We start from the raw sequence: 15,466 nt of genomic DNA, 5'->3' as shown, positions 1-15,466 counted from the left end.
ATGCCCGGGGACACGCCTGCGCGGCCGACGCTGCTGTATTCCCTTTATTGCGGCGCCAGCGCGCTGATCGCCCCATTTGCCTGGCGCAAGGTCGCGGCCAAGCTGCGCGATTACGGCCTGCCGGAGGAGCGCGTGCGAGAGCGACTCGGCCATGCCTCCCTGCCCCGCCCGGCCGGACGGCTGGTGTGGTTCCACGCCGCCTCGGTCGGCGAAAGCCTGTCGGTGCTGACCCTGATTGCGCGCATGGGCGAGCAGGCACCGGATGCGGAATTCCTGATCACCTCCGGCACCCCCACCTCCGCCGAGCTGATCGCCAAACGGATGCCGCCGCGCTGCCGCCATCAGTTCCCGCCGCTGGACACCGCCGCCGCCGTGGACCGTTTCCTGACCCACTGGCGCCCGGATCTGGGTGTCTTTGTCGAAAGCGAGCTGTGGCCGCAGATGCTGGTGCGGGCCCGCCAGCAAGGCTGCCCGCTGGTGCTGCTGAACGCCCGTCTGTCGGACCGGTCGGTGGAGGGCTGGAAGAAGCGCCCCGGCACAGCGCAGTTTGTCCTCGATCAGTTCGACCTGCTGGTCACCCAGAACCAGAAGACGGCTGCGAACCTGAAGGCGATGGGCGCCGTCCCGGACCGCATTCGCCCCGGAAGCAACCTCAAGGCCGTCTCGGCGCCTTTGCCGGTCGACGCAGAGGTTCTCGCCAAAGTGCGCGGCAGCATCGGCAGACGCCCGGTCTGGATCGCCTCCTCCACCCACGAGGGCGAAGAGGAGGTGGTGCTGGAGGCCCATCAGACCCTTCTGAAAACCCGCCCGGATCTGTGCCTGCTGCTCGCCCCCCGCCACCCGGAGCGCGGCGACAAGGTGGAAGCTTTGGTGAAAGCCGCCGGTCTCAGCTGTGCGCGTCGCAGCAAGGGCGTTCTGCCGGGGACCCAAACCCAGGTCTATCTGGCCGACACGCTGGGCGAGGTCGGCACCTGGTACGCGCTGTGCCCGCTGGTGTTCCTGGGCGGCTCCTTGCGCGAAATCGGCGGCCACAACCCGTTTGAACCGATGCAGGCGGGCGCCGCGGTGATCAGCGGCACCGGGCATTACAATTTTGCCGAAACCTACGCCGAGCTGACCGGACTTGGCGCAGCGGCCGAAGTACACTCCGCTCCGGATCTGGCAGACCAGGTTGCCGAATGGCTTGAAAAGCCGGACGTGTTCCAGACCGCACGCAATGCCGCCAGGGAGTTCATCTCCCGGCAGTCGGATCAATTGGACAAGACGGTGGACGCTTTGCTGGCGCTTCTGCCCGCAGGAAGGGGGCCATGATGGCACAGGTTGATGCCAATACGGTGGAAGTCATCGCGCCGAACTTCAAACGCCGCCTGTCCGGGGTGACCTCGACCATCGTGCGGCTGGTGCCGCTGCAGCGCCAGCATATCGCCATTGCCACCGCGGGCAGCGGCCTGCCCGGGGAGATGCCGCATCTGTCGGCAGCGCAGCTTGTGTTCATGAACCGCAACGGCCCCGCAGGCGCCCGCGTCTGGCACGCCCGGCGCAATGTGGAAATGCTGGGCGGACTGGCGCTCAAGTACCTTCTGGGCAAGCGGCTGAAGCTGCTGTTCACCTCCGCCTCGCAGCGGCACCACTCGGACTATACCAAGTGGCTGATCTCGCAGATGGACCGGGTGATTGCCACCTCGGCCAAGGGCGCGGCCTATCTGGAGAAACCCGTGCAGGTGGTTCATCACGGCATCAACACCGAAGAGTTCTCCCCGGCCGCCAACAAGCCGGCGCTGCGGCGCGAGCTGGGCCTGCCGGAGGAGGCCATCCTGATCGGCTGCTATGGCCGGATCCGGGCGCAGAAAGGCACCGATGTCTTTGTCGACGCGATGCTGGAGGTGCTGAAGGCACACCCCAGGGCGGTGGGCCTGGTGATGGGCCGCGCCACCGAAAAACACGTGACGTTCGAGAAAGAGCTGCGCGCCCGGGTCGCGGCTGCTGGCCTGTCGGAACGGCTGCTGTTCCCGCCCGAGGTGCCGGTCTGGGAGGTTTCCCGCTGGTATCAGGCGCTGGATCTATATGTCGCCCCGCAGCGCTGGGAGGGCTTCGGCCTCACCCCGCTGGAAGCCATGTCCTGCGGCGTGCCGGCGGTGGCCACCCGCGTCGGCGCCTTCGAGGAATTGATCGCACCGGGCGAAACCGGGCTGCTGATCGACCCGGGCGAGACCGGGCAGATGGTCGACGCGATCAACGAAGTTCTGTCCGCAGAAGGCCGGCTGGCGAAATGGTCAGAGGCCGCGCGCAAACACGCGATGACCAATTTCGCGCTGGAGAAAGAGGCGGAAACACTCGTCACCATCTACCGCGAGCTGCTGGAGCACTAACTCCTGCGCCAAAGCGCAACCCGCTCCCCCTTCATCTGGCTGCAAATATCCTCGGGGGTGAATTGAGCCAGAGGCTCAAGAGGGGGCAGACAGCCCCCTCTCTACTCAATGAATTCAGGCCGCAGGCATCCGCTGCTCAACGATCTCCGCCCACCAGCTGCAGCCAGCCGGAATGGCGTCGTCGTTGAAGTTATACTCCGGGTGATGCACCATCGCGGTGTCGCCGTTGCCCATCAGGATATAGGCGCCCGGACGCTCCTCCAGCATAAACGCAAAGTCCTCTCCACCCATCACCAGCGGCGCATCCGCGCAGGAGCCGGAGACGCTGGCCGCCACCTTGGCAGCAAATTCGGTCTGCTCCTCATGGTTCACCATCACCGGATAGCCGCGGTGATAGGTGACATCGGCTGTGCCGCCAAAGGTCGCGGCGATGCCGGTGCAGACCTCGTTGATCCGCTTCTCGGCCAAGTCGCGCATCTCCTTGGACATGGTGCGCACGGTACCCTTGATCTGCACTTTCTGCGGGATCACGTTGAACGCCTTGGACGATGTCTCGAAGGACGTCACCGAGACCACGATCTGATGCACCGGGTCGGCATTGCGCGAGGCGATGGTCTGCAGTGCCAGCACGGCCTGGGCCGCCAGAACGGTGGTGTCGATGGTTTCATGCGGCTTGGCAGCATGGCCGCCGCGGCCCTCGAAGGTGATGTCGAACTGGTCGGTTGCGGCAAAGAACGAGCCGGGGCGGATCGCAAAGGTGCCCAGCGGCTGGCCCGGCCAGTTGTGCAGACCATAGACCTCCTGCACGCCCCAGCGGTCCATCAGCCCGTCATCGCACATCACCTTGGCGCCGCCGCCGCCTTCCTCGGCGGGCTGGAAGATCACCACCACGGTGCCGTCGAAATTGCGGGTCTCCGACAGGTACTTGGCCGCACCCAGCAGCATCGCGGTGTGGCCGTCATGGCCGCAGGCATGCATCGCGCCGGGGGTCTTGGAGGCATAGTCCAGCCCGGTCTGCTCATGGATTGGCAGCGCGTCCATGTCGGCGCGCAGGCCAATGACTTTGCCCGATGTGTCCGCCTTGCCCTTGATCACGCCAACCACACCGGTGCGGCCGATGCCGGTCACCACCTCGTCGCAGCCGAACTCCTGCAGCTTCTCTGCCACCAGCGCGCTGGTGCGGTGGGTTTCGAACAGGATTTCCGGGTTTTCGTGGATGTCACGGCGCCAGGCGGTGATCTCATCCTGCAGTTCGGCAAAGCGGTTCTTGACCGGCATTTCTCACTCCTTTGGTTGTCTTTCCCCCGCAGCCTCAGGCCGCGGGCATTCTTCGTTCCACCAGCTCGGCAAACCAGCTGCATCCCAGGGGAATCGCTTCGTCGTCAAAGACATAGGCCGGGTGGTGGCACATTTCGGTGTCGCCGTTGCCGAGGAAGATATAGGCGCCGGGCCGTTCCTCGAGCATGTAAGAGAAGTCTTCGGACGGCATGATCGGCGGGGTGTCCGCGTTGACTCTGGCGGAGACCGCCTGCGCCGCCTCGACCGCATGGGCGGTGCCGTTTTCATCATTAATCGTAACGGGATAGCCTGGAAGCCATTCGACCTCAGCCGTTGCCCCAAACGCTGCGGCTGTGCTTTCGGCGACCCGGCGCACCCAGTCCTCGGCCTGGGCACGGTATTCGGGGTCCAGCGTGCGCACGGTGCCCTGCAGTTTGGCGGTATGGGCGATCACGTTCGACGCCGTGCTGTCGGTCTCAAAGGTGCCGACGGTCAGCACCACCCGTTTCACCGGGTCGACGTTGCGCGAGACGATCGAGTGCAGCGAGACGACGATCTGCGAGGCGACCAGGGTGGTGTCGATGGCATCATGGGGTGCAGCAGCGTGGCCGCCCTTGCCGGTGACAGTGATGTTGAACTCATCCGAGGAGGCCATCAGCGCGCCGGGGCGGATGGCGAATTCGCCCACCGGGAGGCCGGGCATGTTGTGCAGGCCATAGACCTCCTGGATGCCCCAGCGGTCCATCAGACCGTCGTCGCACATCGCCTTGCCGCCTGCCCCGCCTTCCTCGGCCGGCTGGAAGATCAGAACGACCTTGCCGTCGAAATTCCGTGTCTCTGCAAGGTACTTAGCGGCGCCCAGCAGGATCGAGGTGTGGCCGTCATGGCCGCAGGCGTGCATTACGCCGGGCGTCTTGGAGGCATAGTCCACACCCGAGGCTTCGGGGATCGGCAGGGCGTCCATGTCGGCGCGCAGGCCGATGGCGCGGCCCGAGGTGCTGGTCTTGCCCTCGATCACCGCCACCACACCGGTCTGGCCGACGCCGGTGGTGATATCGGTAATGCCGAACTCCTTGAGCCGCTCCACCACAAAAGCGGCGGTTTCGTGCACCTCGTACATCAGTTCGGGATTCTCGTGCAGGTGATGGCGCCAGGCTGTGATCTCCTGGTGCATCTCGGCAAAGCGGTTCTTGGCCGGCATTTTCCCCTCCCCTTTCTGTTTCAGGTCACGTCGCGGCAGACTGTCCGCGAACTGTCCGCGAAAAAACTTAGCTTCGCAAGTATCCGGGGCCGTCAGGACGCCGCGGAACCTGTCAGAGCGTGTGCACCGGGCGTGCACCCCCTGTGCACCATCTGTACACCCCCCGGTACACTCTCAGCACCAATCTGAGCACGAAGGCCCGGGTTTCAAGGTGCCGGATTTTATGCCCGCAGCTTTTCCACCAGCCCGCGCATGAAGGCATGGCCCGCGTTGAACTGCGCCACGGTGATATACTCGTTGGGCTGATGCGCCTGAGCGATGTCGCCGGGGCCGCAGATCACCGCGGAATAGCCCGCCTGCTGGAACTGGCCCGCCTCGGTGCCGTAGCTTACCACATGGGAGCCGTTGTCGCCGGTCAAAGCGCGGACCAGGCCCTCTGCCTCGCCGTCCTGTTCCGGCACCAGCCCGGGGACGTCGAAATGCCTGGACACGTCTATGCGAGCCTCCGGGTGGATGGCCTGCATCTCCGCCTCGACCTCGCGCACCTTTTGCAGGTACGCGGCTTCCCAATCGGCGGCGTTCTCTCCGGGGACCACCCGGAAATCCATCATGAAGCGGCAGTCCTTGGCGGTGATGTTATGGGCGGTGCCGCCCTCGATCATGCCGACGTGGCAGGTGGTCCAGGGCGGGGTGAACATCGCCTGCACCTCGCCGGGCTCCTTGGCCATGTTCTCCGCATTCTTCCGGTTGGCCCAGTCGATCAGCCGGGCGCCCTGCATGATGGCGCTGACGCCAGTGTGCATGAGCGAGGAATGCACTTCGAACCCGACCAGATGGGTGGCGTAGCCAGTGCCGCCCTTGTGACCGGTCACCGCCTTCATCATCGAAGGCTCGCCCACGATCACGGCGGAGCCCTTGGGCAGCACGGGCTGCATCGCCTCGATCATCGGTGGGGCGCCGGTGCAGCCGATCTCCTCGTCAAAACTTAGCGCCAGCTGCAATGGGCGTTTAACGCCTTGCTCATGCGCCTCGACCAGCGCCCAGATTGCGAGCGCGTCGTACCCTTTCATGTCGCAGGTGCCGCGGCCGAAGTATTTGCCGTCCTTCTCCACCACCGTGAAGGGGTCTGTGTCCCAGGGCTGGCCGTCCACCGGCACCACATCCGTGTGGCCCGACAGCACGACGGCCCCCTCTTCCACCGGTCCCACATGGGCAAAGACGGCGGCCTTGTGCGGCTGCTCCGGGTCCACCCAGCGGTGGCTTTCGATGCCATGCGAACCAAGGTATTCCTGCACCCAGTCCACCAGCGGCAGATTGGTGTCCCGGCTCACCGTCGGGAAGGAGACCAGGCGCTCCATGATCTCCAGCGGTGTCAGCTTGGCAGACATGATCAGTATCCGCTGTCGGTGGTCAGCACGAAATGGCCGGGCTCCAGCTCCAGGTATTCAGACGGTTCCGGCTCATAGCCCACTTCGTGGATCGGCGACGGGATCGGTTTGAAATTCAGTTCCTTCTCCGACTTGCGCTGGCGCGGGTCGGCGATCGGCACCGCCTTCATCAGCGCCTGGGTATAGGCGTGCAGCGGGTTTTCGAAGACGCGGTCGCGCGGGCCGATTTCGACGATGCGGCCCAGGTACATGACGCCGACCTGATGGCTGACACGCTCCACCACCGCCATGTCGTGGCTGATGAACAGGAACGAGAGGCCCAGTTCCGCCTGCAGCTCCATCATCAGGTTCAGGACCTGTGCCTGCACCGACACGTCGAGTGCCGAGACGGCCTCGTCCGCGACGATCAGCTTGGGGTTCAGGGCCAGGGCGCGGGCGATGGCGATGCGCTGGCGCTGGCCGCCGGACATCTCGTGCGGATAGCGGCGCATGAAGCTGCGCGGCAAGTGGACCCGGTCGAACAGGCTGGCGACGCGGTCGTGCAGTTCGGAGCCGGAGGCGAGGCCGTAGTTGCGCAGCGGTTCCGCCACCTGGTCGATCAGCTGCATTTGCGGGTTCAGGGAGGCAAAGGGATCCTGGAAGATCATCTGCATGTCCTGGCGCGCCTTGTGCATTTCGGACGAGCTGAACTTAAGAACGTCGCGGCCTTCGAAGTTCACCTTGCCCGACAGCGGCTCCACCAGCCGCAGGATCGAGCGGCCGGCCGAGGATTTGCCGCAGCCGGATTCGCCCACCAGCGACAGGGTCTGTCCCTTGAACACCTTGAAGGACACGTCTTCGACGGCATGAACATTGGAGATGGTGCGGCGCAGGATGCCGCCCTTGACCGGGAAGCGGGTGGTCAGGTTCTGCACGTCCAGCAGCACCTCATCGGTGCCCTTGATCGGCTCGATCTTCTGGTCCTCGACGCCCATCAGCTTCATCGGCTCGGGGTACTGCTTGCCGCGCATCTCGCCCAGTTTCGGCACCGCCGCCAGCAGCGCCTTGGTATAGTCGTGCTTGGGGTTCTCGAAGATCTCCTCGACGGGGCCTTCCTCGACCTTGTTGCCGCGGAACATGACGACGACGCGGTCGGCCATCTGGGCGACCACAGCCATGTCGTGGGTGATGAACATCACCGCCGTTCCCGTCTCGCGCTTCAGCCGGTCCATCAGCGCCAGGATTTCGGCCTGGATGGTCACGTCCAGCGCGGTGGTGGGCTCGTCGGCGATCAAGAGCCGCGGTTCGCAGGCCATCGCCATGGCGATCACCACCCGCTGGCGCATGCCGCCCGACAACTCGTGCGGGTATTGTTTCAGGCGGCGCTCCGGCTCGGGGATGCGGACCTGGCGCAGGAGTTCCAGCGCCCGTTCCTCGGCCTGGGCCTTGGACATGTTCTTGTGGATGCGCAGGCCCTCGGTCAGCTGGCGGCCGACGGTGAACACCGGGTTCAGCGCGGTCATCGGCTCCTGGAAGATCATGCCGATCTCGTTGCCGCGGATCTGCTTCATCATCTCCTGCTCGGAGGTGGCGAGGTTGGTCTCGCCGCCCTCGCGGCGGTTGAACAGCAGCTCACCGCCCGCGATTTCGCCGCCGCCGAACTCCACCAGGCGCATCAGCGACAGCGAGGAGACCGATTTGCCGGAGCCGGATTCCCCGACGATGCAAACGGTTTCGCCCGGGCTCACGTCGAAGGAGACATTCTCCACCCCGACTACCGGGCCATCCTTGGTCTGAAACTCAACACGCAGGTTTCGAATGGACGCAATTGCGTTGTCCAGCATGACGGCTTCCCTATCTTTCATTCCCCGGGCCAGCCGCAGATGGCGGCCTCAGCACCCGGAGTAAACTCTACTTTGCCCGAAAAAGCTCATGCAAATAATGCATAGGCTTTTCGAAATTGGAATTTGCAATTTCCCGGGAAGTGGTTTTCGATACCCCTGTGGTTGCCTGCCAGGCGATATGCCCCGGCCTGTCCGGGCGTATGTTAAGAGTGCTTAATGACTGCGCTTTTGGCCTGCCTGCAGGTGCGATTACGACCCTTTCCGCAGCGATGCGGCAAATCTCCGGGCCCATGCGGCCCGGCCGACAAAAAGACACAAAACGTGTCCGACAAGGAGAGTGTGATGAAACTCAAATCCCTATTGATGGGGGCCGTTGCCACGGCCGCCCTGGCGCCGGCGGCCTTTGCCGAGCGCGGGTCCGATGGCCAGGTCAACATCATCTACTGGCAGGCGCCGTCGATCCTGAACCCGTTCCTGTCCGGCGGCACCAAGGACATCCAGGCCGCCTCGCTGGTGATCGAGCCGCTGGCCCGCTATGACCCCGATGGCAACATGGTGCCCTATCTGGCGGCCGAGATCCCGACCGTTGAAAACGGCGGCGTCAGCGAAGACCTGACCTCGATCACCTGGAAGATCGCGCCCGGCATCAAGTGGTCCGACGGCACCGATTTCACCGCCCATGATGTGAAGTTCACCGCCGATTACTGCATGCATCCCGAAGGCGGCTGCGCGCAGCTGACCAAGTTTGAGGGCGTGAGCTCTGTCGAGCTGCTGGACGACATGACCGTCAAGGTCAACTTCGACAAACCCACCCCCTTCCCCTACGGCCCGTTCTCCGGCGGTGAAAGCCCGATCCTGCAGAAGGCGCAGTTCGAAAATTGCATGGGCGCCCGCGCACCGGAATGCACCGAGGCCAACTTTGGCCCGATCGGCACCGGCCCGTTTGTGGTGGATGAATTCAAGCCGAACGACGTGATCACCATGTCGGCCAACCCCAACTACCGCGACCCGGCGAAGCCCGCGTTTGCCAAGGTGCTGTTCAAGGGCGGCGGTGACGCAACCGCAGCCGGCCGCGCGGTGATGGAGACCGGCGAGTTCGACTATGCCTGGAACCTGCAGCTGGCGCCGGAAGTGATCGCCCAGATGGAAGCAGGCGGCAAGGGCAAGCCGGTTGCGGGCTTCGGCTCGCTGGTGGAACGCATCATGCTGAACCAGACCGACCCGTCGCCGGAGCTGCCGGAGGGCGAGCGCTCCACCGCCAAGCATCCGCATCCGTTCCTGACCGACCCGGCCGTCTACAAGGCGATGTCGATGGCCATCGACCGTCCGCTGCTGGTGGAAATCGGCTATGGCAAGGCCGGCAAGGTCGGCTGTAACTGGGTGCCTGCACCGGCAGCCTTTGCTTCCGACACCTTTGACTGCTCCACCCAGGACATCGAAGGCGCCAAGGCGATGCTGGAAGAAGCCGGCTACAAGGACACCAATGGCGACGGCGTGCGGGAGACCCCGGACGGCAAGCCGATGAAGATCCTGTACCAGACCTCGACCAACGCCGTGCGCCAGGACTTCCAGGCGCTGATCAAGGAGTGGTGGGGCCAGATCGGCATCGAATCCGAGCTGCGCAACATCAACGCCTCGGTGTTCTTCGGCGGTGACCCGGGTTCGCCCGACACCTTCCAGAAGTTCTATGCGGACGTGGAAATGTACGCCAACAACTTCGACGGCACCGACCCGCAGGCCTATCTGGCCAACGGCCTGTGCGACAAGGCGCCCAAGCCCGAGTCGCAGTGGCAGGGTGAGAACATCTCGCGCTTCTGCAACGAGGAGTTCGACCAGCTGCACGCCGAGCTGACCAAGACTGCCGGCCTTGAGGCCCGCGCCGAAATCGGCCGCCGCCTCAACGACATCATGGTCGAAAACGGCGGCATGATCCCGCTGGTGCACCGCGGCCGCCTGTCGGCGCACTCCAACACGCTGGGCGGCGTTCACCTGAACGTCTGGGACAGCGAGCTGTGGAACGCAGCTGACTGGTACCGCATCAAGTAAGCAGCGCTTGCCTCACTTGGGGCCCTGACGTTACATCGGGGCCCCTTGCCATTCAGCATTGGTTACGTTTAACCGCCTGCGCGTGACATGGATGTGAGGCCCTCCCCGCCTGCTCCGACCTTAATACAAGTTGCAAAGGCGCCTACCTGATGCTGACCTTTACAATCCGGCGGCTGATCCTGGCAGTTCCGACACTGCTGTTCATCAGCCTCGTGATCTTCCTGCTCTTGGAGCTCGCCCCCGGCGACCCGATGGCGCAGGTTCCCCTGACCGTCCCCCCTGAAGTCAAAGAGAAAATGCGCGAGGCGCTTGGCCTCGGCCAGCCGATGCATATCCGCTTCTGGAAGTGGCTGGTGCAGTTCTTCTGGATCGAGCCGCAGGTTCTGATCGACCATTACCTGGGCACCTCCTTCTCCGCAGGCGACCTGCGGGTGATCTCCTGGCAGACCCGTTCGCCGGTGATGGACATCGTGATCCAGCGCATTCCGCAGACCCTGTGGGTCGTCGGCACCGCCTATGTGGTCGCCATCCTGATCGCGCTGCCGATCGGTATCTATTCCGCCTACCGCCAGTACAGCTGGTTCGACCAGCTGGGCACCTTTGTGTCGATGGTGGGCTTCTCGGTGCCGCCGTTCTTCTCGGGCGTCTTGGTCATCGTGATCTTTTCGGTGCAGCTGGGCTGGTTCCCGTCGATCTATGACACCACCCATGTGGTCGACAGCTGGGACGCCTTTGTCTACCAGCTGAAGCAGATGATCATGCCGGTGATGGTGCTGGCGCTGCAGATCACCGCGCAGCTGAGCCGTTTCATGCGGGCCTCGATGCTGGACAACCTGAACCAGGACTACGTGCGCACTGCCCGGGCCAAGGGCCTGAGCGAATATGTCGTGGTGATGGTCCACGTCCTGCGCAACTCGATGATCCCTGTGGTGACCGTGATCGCGCTGGGGATCCCGTCGATCTTTGGCGGCGCCATCATCACCGAGCAGGTGTTCAAGGTGAACGGCATCGGCCAGCTGCTGATCGGCGCCATCCAGGCCAACGACCTGCCGATGGTGCAGACGCTGACCTTCATCTTTGCGGTGCTGATCGTGCTGTTCAACCTGATCGCCGACGTGCTGTACGGCATTCTTGACCCGAGGATCCGCTATGACTGACAAGGAACGCTTTGTGCCCGACGAAGGCATGGCGCCGGCCTCGACCGCGGTGCCCGGTGCCGGCGCGCTGGAGGAGCTGCACAACCCGCCGCGCAGCCAGTGGCTGGATGTGTGGGACCAGTTCAAGTCGCACCGCGGCGCGCTGATGGGCGGGGCGCTGTTCCTGTTCATCATCCTGGCGGTCTATGCCGGCCCCTACCTGTGGGACATCGACGCCACCAAGATCGACATCCGCGCCCGCAACCAGGGCCCCAGCTGGGCGCATCCCTTCGGCACCGACCAGCTGGGCCGCGACATGCTGGCGCGGATGATGGCGGGCGGCGCGACCTCGGTTTCCGTGGGTCTGACGGCGATGCTGCTGGCGCTGTTCCTGGGCTCCTTCATCGGGGTGCTGGCAGGTTTCTTCAAACGGCTGGACGGCCCGCTGATGCGGATGACCGACCTGTTCCTGGCGCTGCCGCTGTTGCCGCTGCTCTTGGTGATGATGCTGTTGTTCCGCGAGCCGCTGAACGCGGCGTTTGGGCCGGAACAGGGGATTTTCATCCTGATCGTGGCGTCGATCGGAGTGACCAGCTGGATGCCCACCGCGCGGATCGTGCGCGGCGACGTGCTGGCGCTGAAGGAGCGCGAGTTCGTGATGGCGGCGCGCTCCATCGGCACCACCAACCAGAAGCTGATCACCCGGCACATCCTGCCCAACGTGCTGTCGCCGATCATGGTCTCGGCCACCTTGGGGATTGCCACCGCGATCATCACCGAGTCGTCCTTGTCCTTCCTGGGCCTCGGCTTCCCGCCGGATTTCCCGACCTGGGGACGGCTGCTGTTTGATGCCACCGACTATCTGCAGCAGTACCCGGAGCGGGTGTTCTGGCCCGGCATGGCGATCTCGCTGACGGTGCTGAGCGTGAACTACCTGGGCGACGGGTTGCGCGATGCGCTGGACCCGCGGATCCGGGGCCGCTGAGGCGGAACGCACGCACACATTCAAATAAAAACATACCTACTGGCCGCTTTGCAGAAAGCGGCCAGTTTGTTTTCCCGGGGCCGTGCCCGGAAAAAGCGGCATTTCATCGAGGGCGCCCAAGCCGGAACTTTGTCCTGCCTTTGCCCGGTTCCGCAAGCCGCCCGGCGCTTGCCGGCGCACGGGAAACCCGTCATTGCGGGAAAACGTTCCGAATCCGCAGCTGGAGAGTGCAATGTTCGAAACATTCGGTTTTGAGGAGACCACGGCACGGGAGGTTTCCGTCCTCTTCGCCCTTGCCATCGGTGTCCTGTTCGGCGTGCTGGCGCAGCTGACCCGCTTCTGCTTCCGCCGTGCGCTGGCCGGCGAGGACCGGCGCCAGGCCGCCGGTGTCTGGGCGATGGCGCTGGCGGTGGCGGTCATTGGCACCCAGGCGGCCGTGGCGCAGGGCTGGATCGGTTTTGCGGATCACCGGCTGATGGCGCAGGAACTGCCGTTGCTGGCCATCGCCGCCGGCGGGCTGATGTTCGGTGCCGGCATGATCCTGATCCGCGGCTGCGCCTCGCGCTTGCTGGTGCTGGCGGGCAGCGGCAACTTGCGGGCGCTCTTGGTGATTGCGGTGTTTGCCATCGTGGCCCACGCGACGCTGAAGGGCGTGCTGGCGCCGGTGCGCACCGCGCTCGGTTCCGTCACGGTACCGCTTGGGGAGCAGGCCTCCCTGGCCGCCCTGCCCGGCGGAGCGCTGCTGTGGAGTGCCGTGATTGCGGCTGCAGCGCTGATTGCTGCCTTGCGCTCCGGCAACCGGATGCTGACGCTTGCAGGCGCGGCATTGCTCGGCTTGCTGGTGCCGGCGGGCTGGGTTGGCACCGGCTTTGTGCTGTTCGACGAATTCAACCCCATCGCGATGGAAAGCCTTTCCTTCACCGCCCCTGCCGCCGACACGCTGTTCTTCGTGATCGCCTCCAGCTCCATCCCTGCAGGGTTCGGCGCCGGGCTGATCGGCGGGGTACTGGCCGGTGCGCTGGCCGCCGCGGTGCTCAGCGGCAGCTTCCAGTGGCAAAGCTTCGAGAGCCCGCGCCAGACCGGCCGCTATCTGGCCGGTGCGGTGCTGATGGGCGCGGGCGGCGTGCTGGCGGGCGGCTGCACCGTGGGCGCCGGGCTGGCGGGCATTCCAACCCTCAGTCTCGCGGCCCTGCTGGCGCTCGCGTTCATCGCACTTGGCGGCCTCGGCATGAACGCTGCGCTCAGTGCAGCTTCTTCCGGATCCGCCGCACGCCGAGCCACACCAGCCCGACAACCGGCAGAGTGATCAGCGCCGTCAGGCTGCCCTTGCTGATGTCCAGCGCCGTTGTCAGCGGGTAAAGCGCGTAAGCCGCCAGCGACACCGCGTAATAGCTGATCGCCACCACCGACAGCCCCTCTACCGTGTGCTGCAGCCGCAGCGCCATATCGGCGCGGCGGTCCATGCTGGCCAGCAGCGCCTGGTTCTGCGCAGAGCGCTCCACATCGACCCGGGTCCGGAGCAGCTCCCCTGCCTGCGCGCCCGGTTGGCCAGGGTTTCCAGCCGCTTTTCGGTGGATTTCACAGTGCGCATGGCCGGCTCGAACCGGCGCAGCATGAATTCCTCAAGCGTCTGGAAGCCCTCGTGCCGGTCCTCGCGCAGCAGGCTGACCCGCTGATTGACCAAGGCGTCATACGCCCCTGTGGCGCTGAACCGGAAGGCAGAGCGTGCGGCCATCGCCTCCAGCTCAGCCGAGACGGTCAGCAGCTGCGACAGGGTCTGCTCGGCCGGGGTGGACCCGCCGGTCATCTCCACCATCATCTCGCTCAGATGGGTGTCCATCGCGCTGATCGACGGGGTCAGGCCGCGGGCGCGGGAGAACCCCAGCATCGCCATCGCCCGGTACGTCTCGATCTCGCACAGGCGCTGGACGATCCGCCCGATGCGCTGGCTGCCGGTTTCCGCATTCGGCAGCACCGCGAACCGCATATGGCCGGCCGGATCGATGCGGAAATCCCCGGCCACCACGGCGCTGTCGTCCAGCACCTGCGAGACCGCAAGGCTCTCCGGCACAAACCAGTCATGAAGGGTTTCCTTCATCTCCGCTGCCTTGGTGCGCGGCACAACCCGGATCAGCGCCGAGGTGATCCGCTGGCCGGGGGCCTCTGCCAGCCAGTCCGCGGGAAAGACGTCAAAATCCGCCGGGTCGAAGGCCCGCGCGCTGACGCCGTCGCGGTAGACGGTGTAGCTGACGAACTCGGTATGCTGCTCCCATTTGATCATGTGCCGGCCGATCTGCGCCGCGTGATGCGTCGCCCCCGGCTTGGGGTGCGGCGCCCCGTGGCGGTCCAGCAGATCGGTCAGATGCTTCAGATCCTGCATCCGGTCGCGGTGTTCCGCCTCATTCGGCTGCTTGACCGCCAGATAAACCACCGTGCTGGGGCAGGTCATGGCGGGAAACGGGCGGGCGTGCAGCTCATTGGTGAGCGTATAGCGCAGGGGGTGATCCTGGATCGGGGGCATTCTGGTCTCCGGGGCAATGCCGCCGACCATAGAGACCCCTTCCAAACATGTACAGAAATGTTTTATTTCAATGCGTTAGCAGGATGCAATGGTATACAGAACGGGTGTTGCGGGGGGCTCTGCCCCCGGCCTGCGGCCTCCCCCGGGGTATTTGGGACCAGAAAGAAGCCTGAAAGAAAAAGGCGCCCCGTTTTGGAGCGCCTTTCTGTGGTTTTTGACTGTTGGCTTACTGGATCATACCCAGCAGCGTATCGAGGCTTTGCTTTGCGTCGCCGTAGAACATTCGGGTGTTTTCCTTAAAGAACAGGGGGTTCTCGATGCCCGAATACCCCGTGCCCTGGCCGCGTTTGGAGACAAACACCTGTTTCGCCTTCCAGCACTCCAGAACCGGCATGCCGGCGATCGGCGAGTTGGGGTCCTCCTGGGCGGCCGGGTTCACGATGTCGTTGGAGCCGATCACGATCGCCACGTCGGTGGACGGGAAGTCCTCGTTGATCTCGTCCATCTCCAAGACGATGTCGTAGGGCACCTTGGCTTCCGCCAGCAGCACGTTCATGTGGCCCGGCAGGCGGCCTGCGACCGGGTGGATGGCGAAGCGCACGTCCTTGCCTTTCGCCCGCAGGCGGCGGGTCAGTTCGGCGACGTTCTGCTGCGCCTGCGCCACCGCCATGCCGTAGCCGGGGATGATCACCACGCTGTCGGCCTCCTCCAGCGCCGCC

Annotated in this window: 11 protein-coding genes and 1 pseudogene; 6 read left to right on the top strand and 6 right to left on the bottom strand. The window is 64.8% G+C overall.

The features are described 5' to 3' along the window. Complete coding sequence (locus ACFMBG_RS04110; protein WP_421053461.1) at positions 1-1,311, top strand: 3-deoxy-D-manno-octulosonic acid transferase; 1,311 nt, start codon at positions 1-3, stop codon at positions 1,309-1,311. Then, positions 1,311-2,369, top strand: coding sequence for a glycosyltransferase family 4 protein (locus ACFMBG_RS04105; protein WP_421053460.1), 1,059 nt, complete (start codon positions 1,311-1,313; stop codon positions 2,367-2,369). The genes ACFMBG_RS04110 and ACFMBG_RS04105 overlap by 1 nt, the downstream gene beginning before the upstream one ends. 114 nt (positions 2,370-2,483) lie before the next feature. Here ACFMBG_RS04105 and ACFMBG_RS04100 read toward each other — a convergent pair whose 3' ends face one another. The 4 genes from ACFMBG_RS04100 to ACFMBG_RS04085 form a co-directional block, all read right to left on the bottom strand. After that, the gene (locus ACFMBG_RS04100) at positions 2,484-3,647 is read right to left on the bottom strand and encodes a M20 aminoacylase family protein (RefSeq protein ID WP_421053459.1); all 1,164 of its coding nucleotides are present in this window, start codon (positions 3,645-3,647) and stop codon (positions 2,484-2,486) included. A gap of 34 nt (positions 3,648-3,681) precedes the next feature. Further along, entirely contained in the window at positions 3,682-4,848 is a 1,167-nt protein-coding gene (locus ACFMBG_RS04095; protein ID WP_421053458.1) for a M20 aminoacylase family protein, read from the bottom strand. 221 nt (positions 4,849-5,069) lie between these two features. Next, entirely contained in the window at positions 5,070-6,236 is a 1,167-nt protein-coding gene (gene argE, locus ACFMBG_RS04090) for an acetylornithine deacetylase (RefSeq protein WP_421053457.1), read from the bottom strand. Positions 6,237-6,238: 2 nt separating this feature from the next. Then, positions 6,239-8,059 (bottom strand): ABC transporter ATP-binding protein, encoded by a 1,821-nt coding sequence (locus tag ACFMBG_RS04085; RefSeq protein ID WP_421053456.1) that lies wholly within the window; start codon positions 8,057-8,059, stop codon positions 6,239-6,241. 342 nt (positions 8,060-8,401) lie between these two features. Between ACFMBG_RS04085 and ACFMBG_RS04080 the strand changes: the two genes are divergently transcribed. The 4 genes from ACFMBG_RS04080 (at position 8,402) to ACFMBG_RS04065 (ending at position 13,532) form a co-directional block, all read left to right on the top strand. Beyond that, positions 8,402-10,105 (top strand): peptide ABC transporter substrate-binding protein, encoded by a 1,704-nt coding sequence (locus ACFMBG_RS04080; protein ID WP_421053455.1) that lies wholly within the window; start codon positions 8,402-8,404, stop codon positions 10,103-10,105. 149 nt (positions 10,106-10,254) lie between these two features. After that, positions 10,255-11,262, top strand: a complete 1,008-nt coding sequence (locus ACFMBG_RS04075; RefSeq protein WP_008556597.1) for an ABC transporter permease — start codon at positions 10,255-10,257, stop codon at positions 11,260-11,262. Beyond that, positions 11,255-12,226, top strand: a complete 972-nt coding sequence (locus ACFMBG_RS04070; protein WP_421053454.1) for an ABC transporter permease — start codon at positions 11,255-11,257, stop codon at positions 12,224-12,226. Before ACFMBG_RS04075 ends, ACFMBG_RS04070 begins: the two co-directional genes overlap by 8 nt. 232 nt (positions 12,227-12,458) lie before the next feature. Beyond that, entirely contained in the window at positions 12,459-13,532 is a 1,074-nt protein-coding gene (locus ACFMBG_RS04065; protein WP_421053453.1) for a YeeE/YedE family protein, read from the top strand. Here the strand turns inward: ACFMBG_RS04065 and ACFMBG_RS04060 are convergent. Then, positions 13,468-14,747 (bottom strand): annotated as a pseudogene (locus ACFMBG_RS04060) (DUF3422 family protein). The gene ACFMBG_RS04065 and the pseudogene ACFMBG_RS04060 overlap by 65 nt on opposite strands. 226 nt (positions 14,748-14,973) lie before the next feature. Further along, positions 14,974-15,466: NAD(P)(+) transhydrogenase (Re/Si-specific) subunit beta (locus tag ACFMBG_RS04055; protein WP_421053452.1), on the bottom strand; the 493-nt coding region annotated here is incomplete at its 5' end.

This window comes from Leisingera coralii (assembly GCF_049056525.1).
Taxonomy (GTDB): domain Bacteria; phylum Pseudomonadota; class Alphaproteobacteria; order Rhodobacterales; family Rhodobacteraceae; genus Leisingera; species Leisingera coralii.
Note: the sequence above shows the minus strand (reverse complement) of the source record. Positions and strands in the feature narration are given on the sequence as shown.